This is a genomic window from Brevundimonas sp. (assembly GCF_036399195.1).
Lineage (GTDB): Bacteria > Pseudomonadota > Alphaproteobacteria > Caulobacterales > Caulobacteraceae > Brevundimonas.
The window spans coordinates 1-4263 of sequence record NZ_DASWNO010000115.1; the positions used below are offsets into that span (position 1 = coordinate 1).

At 65.3% G+C, this 4263-nt stretch carries 4 protein-coding genes; all 4 read left to right on the plus strand.

Going from position 1 to position 4263, the window contains the following annotated elements; translation table 11 throughout:
• The coding region (locus tag VGB60_RS05500; protein WP_331037263.1) for an NADH-quinone oxidoreductase subunit K at nucleotides 1-140 on the plus strand (140 nt) is incomplete at its 5' end.
• Between the two features lie 2 nt (nucleotides 141-142).
• Nucleotides 143-2233: an NADH-quinone oxidoreductase subunit L gene (gene nuoL, locus VGB60_RS05505; protein WP_331037261.1), complete on the plus strand. Its 2091-nt coding sequence runs from the start codon at nucleotides 143-145 to the stop codon at nucleotides 2231-2233.
• Between the two features lie 11 nt (nucleotides 2234-2244).
• On the plus strand, nucleotides 2245-3723 hold the full coding sequence (locus tag VGB60_RS05510) for an NADH-quinone oxidoreductase subunit M (protein ID WP_331037264.1): 1479 nt from the start codon (nucleotides 2245-2247) through the stop codon (nucleotides 3721-3723).
• A gap of 7 nt (nucleotides 3724-3730) precedes the next feature.
• A partial coding sequence (locus VGB60_RS05515) for a proton-conducting transporter membrane subunit (protein ID WP_331037262.1) occupies nucleotides 3731-4263 on the plus strand: 533 nt, incomplete at its 3' end.

Sequence of the window (4263 nt, forward strand, 5' to 3'; positions counted from 1 at the left end):
ACGTGCAGGGGCAGATCATGGCGATGTTCGTCCTGACCGTCGCGGCCGCGGAAGCGGCCGTCGGCCTGGCCATTCTGGTGACCTTCTTCCGCAACCGCGGCGACATCGCGGTTGACGACGCCAGCGTGATGAAGGGCTGACCGTGAATATCGAGACCCTCGTCACTCTCGGCGTCTTCGCCCCGCTGCTGGGCGCGATCGTGGCCGGCCTGACCGGCCGCCGGATCGGCAACGTCGCCTCTCAAGCCGTCACCACGGGCCTGCTGTTCGTTTCCTGCGCCGTCGCCTGGATCGTATTCGGCCAGTGGACTTGGGGTGGGCTCGAGCCGTTCACCGTCACCTTGGCGCCGTTCATCAACGTTGGCGACTTCCAGTCGAACTGGGCCATACGCGTGGACGGCCTGTCCGCCGTGATGCTGGTGGTGGTGACGACCGTCTCGTCGCTCGTGCACCTGTATTCCTGGGGCTATATGGCCGAGGATCCCGACAAGCCGCGGTTCTTCGCCTATCTGTCGCTGTTCACCTTCGCCATGCTGGCGCTGGTCACCGCCGCTGACTTCATGCAGCTGTTCTTCGGCTGGGAAGGGGTGGGGCTGGCGTCCTATCTGCTGATCGGCTTCTGGTACAAGAAGGCCACCGCCTCGGCCGCCGCGATCAAGGCCTTCGTGGTCAATCGGGTCGGCGACTTCGGCTTCGCCCTCGGCATCTTCACAGTGTTCTGGATGTTCGGAACGATCCAGTTCGACGAGCTGTTCCCGATGATCGCCGGACGCGCCAACACCGGCTGGGAATTCCTTGGCCACACCTGGTCGGCGCTCGATCTGGCCGGCTTCCTGCTGTTCATTGGCGCCATGGGCAAGTCGGCCCAGTTCTTCCTTCACACCTGGCTGCCTGACGCGATGGAGGGCCCGACGCCGGTGTCGGCCCTGATCCACGCCGCGACCATGGTGACGGCGGGCGTCTACATGGTCTGCCTGCTGTCTCCGATCTATGAATACGCGCCGGTCGCGGCCTCGATCATCGCCCTGACTGGCGCGGTGACCGCGCTGTTCGCCGCGACCGTCGGTCTGGCCCAGAACGACATCAAGCGGGTCATCGCCTATTCGACCTGTTCGCAGCTCGGCTACATGTTCTTCGCCGCGGGCGTGGGCGCCTATGAGGCGGCCATGTTCCACCTGTTCACCCACGCCTTCTTCAAGGCCCTGCTGTTCCTCGGCGCCGGCTCGGTGATCCACGGGATGCACCACGAGCAGGATATGCGGAAGATGGGCGGCCTGGCGAAGCTGCTGCCCGTCACCTACGCCGTAATGATGATCGGCACGATCGCGATCACCGGCCTCGGCATCCCCGGGGTCGGCGGGTTCGCGGGCTTCTATTCCAAGGACATCGTCATCGAGAGCGCCTTCGCGGCGGCGGCCTCGAACCACTCCCCAATGGGACTGTTCGCCTTCTTCGTCGGGGTGCTGGCCGCAGGGCTGACCGCCTACTATTCGTGGCGGCTGATCTTCATGACCTTCCACAACAAGCCGGTGTGGAAGGAAGAGGGCGACGCCCATCACGCGGACGACCACGCGACGCACGCCCAGCTCGAGACGCACTCCGAGCCTTTGGCCGACGGTGACGATCACGCCCATGCGCATGACGATCACCACCATCACGGCCCGCTGAAGCCGCACGAGAGCCCGTGGATCATGCTCGTGCCGCTGCTGCTGCTGTCGATCGGAGCGATCGGCGCCGGCTTCATGTTCGAGCCGTTCTTCACAGGCCACCACGAGAACGAGTTCTGGCGCGGCGCCATCTTCAACGGCCCTTCGAACCACGTCCTGCACGACGCTCACGAGGTTCCGACCTGGGTGGTCTGGTCGCCTCTGATCCTGTCGCTGATCGGCACCGCCTTCGCCTTCTGGCTCTATGTCCTCAAGGAAGGCATGGCCCGCCGGATGGCCGACCGGGGCGGTGTGGTGCACAGCTTCCTCTACAACAAGTGGTTCTTCGACGAGCTGTACGACGCGGTCTTCGTGCGCGGGGCCAAGGGGCTCGGCGACCTGTTCTGGAAAGTGGGCGACGTGCGGATCATCGACGGGCTGGGCCCGAACGGCGCGGCCTGGGCATCGCTCAAGTCGGCGGCGCGGCTGGCCAAGATCCAGTCCGGCTATGTCTACCACTACGCCTTCGTGATGCTGCTGGGCGTGGCCGGCTTCCTCGCCTTCGCCATCTACACGTGGGGAGCCTGATCTTGCCCCAGATCCCCTTCATTCTGAGCGTGCTGACCTTCCTGCCGCTGGTCGGCGCGGGGCTGATCGTGCTCGCCCGCCTGCTGGGCAAGGGCTCGGCCGACGGCGCGGCGCGGTGGATCGCGCTGGCGACAACGCTGGTCGCCCTGGCCGTGTCCGCCGTGCTGGTGGCGACCTTCGATCCGTCGAGCGCCGCCTATCAGTTCGTCGAACGCTACGTCTGGTTCGCGGGCGCGCAGTACCACATGGGCGTGGACGGCATCTCGATCCTGTTCGTCCTGCTGACCGCCTTCCTGATGCCGATCTGCATCGTGGCCAGCTGGCACACGATCAAGGAGCGGGTGGTCGACTACATGATCGCCTTCCTGGTGCTCGAGACGCTGGTGATCGGCGTGTTCACCTCGCTGGACCTGTTCCTGTTCTACATCTTCTTCGAAGGCACCCTGGTGCCGATGTTCATCATCATCGGCGTGTGGGGCGGCGCGAACCGGATCTACGCCTCGTACAAATTCTTCCTCTACACCCTGCTTGGGTCGGTGCTGATGCTGCTGGCCATGCTGTGGATGGCCGCCGAGACCGGGACCACCAGCATACCGGCGCTCAAGGACTACGCCTTCAGCCCGACGGTGCAGCCCCTGTTGTGGCTCGCCTTCTTCGCCTCGTTCGCGGTCAAGATGCCGATGTGGCCCGTGCACACCTGGCTGCCCGACGCTCACGTTCAGGCCCCGACGGCGGGCTCCGTCATCCTGGCTGGCATCCTGCTGAAGCTGGGCGGCTACGGCTTCCTGCTGTTCAACCTGCCGATGTTCCCGGACGCCTCGCGCACCTTCGCGCCGCTGGTGTTCGCCCTGTCGGCCATCGCCATCGTCTACACCTCGCTGGTCGCCTTCCGGCAGACCGACATCAAGAAGCTGATCGCCTATTCGTCGGTGGCGCACATGGGCTTCGTGACCATGGGCATCTTCGCCGGCAATGATCAGGGCGTGCAGGGGGCGGTGTTCCAGATGCTGAGCCACGGCCTGATATCGGGGGCGCTCTTCCTCTGCGTCGGCGTGGTCTATGACCGAATGCACACCCGCGAGATCGCCTTCTACGGCGGCCTGACCAGCCGGATGCCGTGGTTCGCGGCCATCTTTCTGCTGTTCACCATGGCCAACGTGGGCCTGCCCGGCACCTCCGGCTTCATCGGCGAGATACTGACCATGACGGGCGTCTATCAGGTCTCGACCTGGACCGCCCTGTTCGCCGCCTCGGGCGTGATCTTCTCGGCGGTCTACGCCCTCACCCTGTACCGCAACGTCATGTTCGGCGAGATCGTCAATCCGGCTCTGAAGGCCATCACCGACATCGACAAGCGCGAACTGCTGATCTTCGCGCCCCTTATCATCGGCACCCTGTGGCTGGGCGTTCAGCCCGGGCTGGTGCTCGACTACACCGCCGCCTCGGTCGAGGCCCTGACCGCCGCCTATCAATCTGCGACCGGCGGGTGAGACCATGATGCCCATGTCCCCCGAAACAGGTCTCGATTTCGCGCTTCGCCTTTCGGCTCCCGAAAGCACCCTCGCGGTCGGCGGTCTGGTCCTGCTGATGCTCGGCGCCTTCATGGGCGAGAAGAGCGCGAAGTTGGTCTCGATCCTGTCGGTGGCGCTGCTGGTCGCGGCGACCGCCGTCACGGTGACCGGCCCGCTGGGGCAAGCCTTCAACGGCGCCTATGTCGCAGACCCGCTGGCGGTTTACGGCAAGGCCGTGATCTTCCTGTCCAGCGCCGTGGCCATCGTGCTCGGCGGCGGCTGGATGCATCGGGAGCGCATCGCCCGGTTCGAATATCCCGTCCTGATCGTCCTGGCCTCGGCCGGCATGGGCATGATGGCGTCGTCCGGCGACCTGATCTCGCTCTACGTCGGCGTAGAGCTGCACTCGCTGGCGCTCTATGTGCTGGCCGCCTACCACCGCGACGACCTGAAGGCTTCCGAGGCGGGGCTGAAGTATTTCGTCCTCGGCGCCCTGTCGTCCGGCCTGCTGCTGTACGG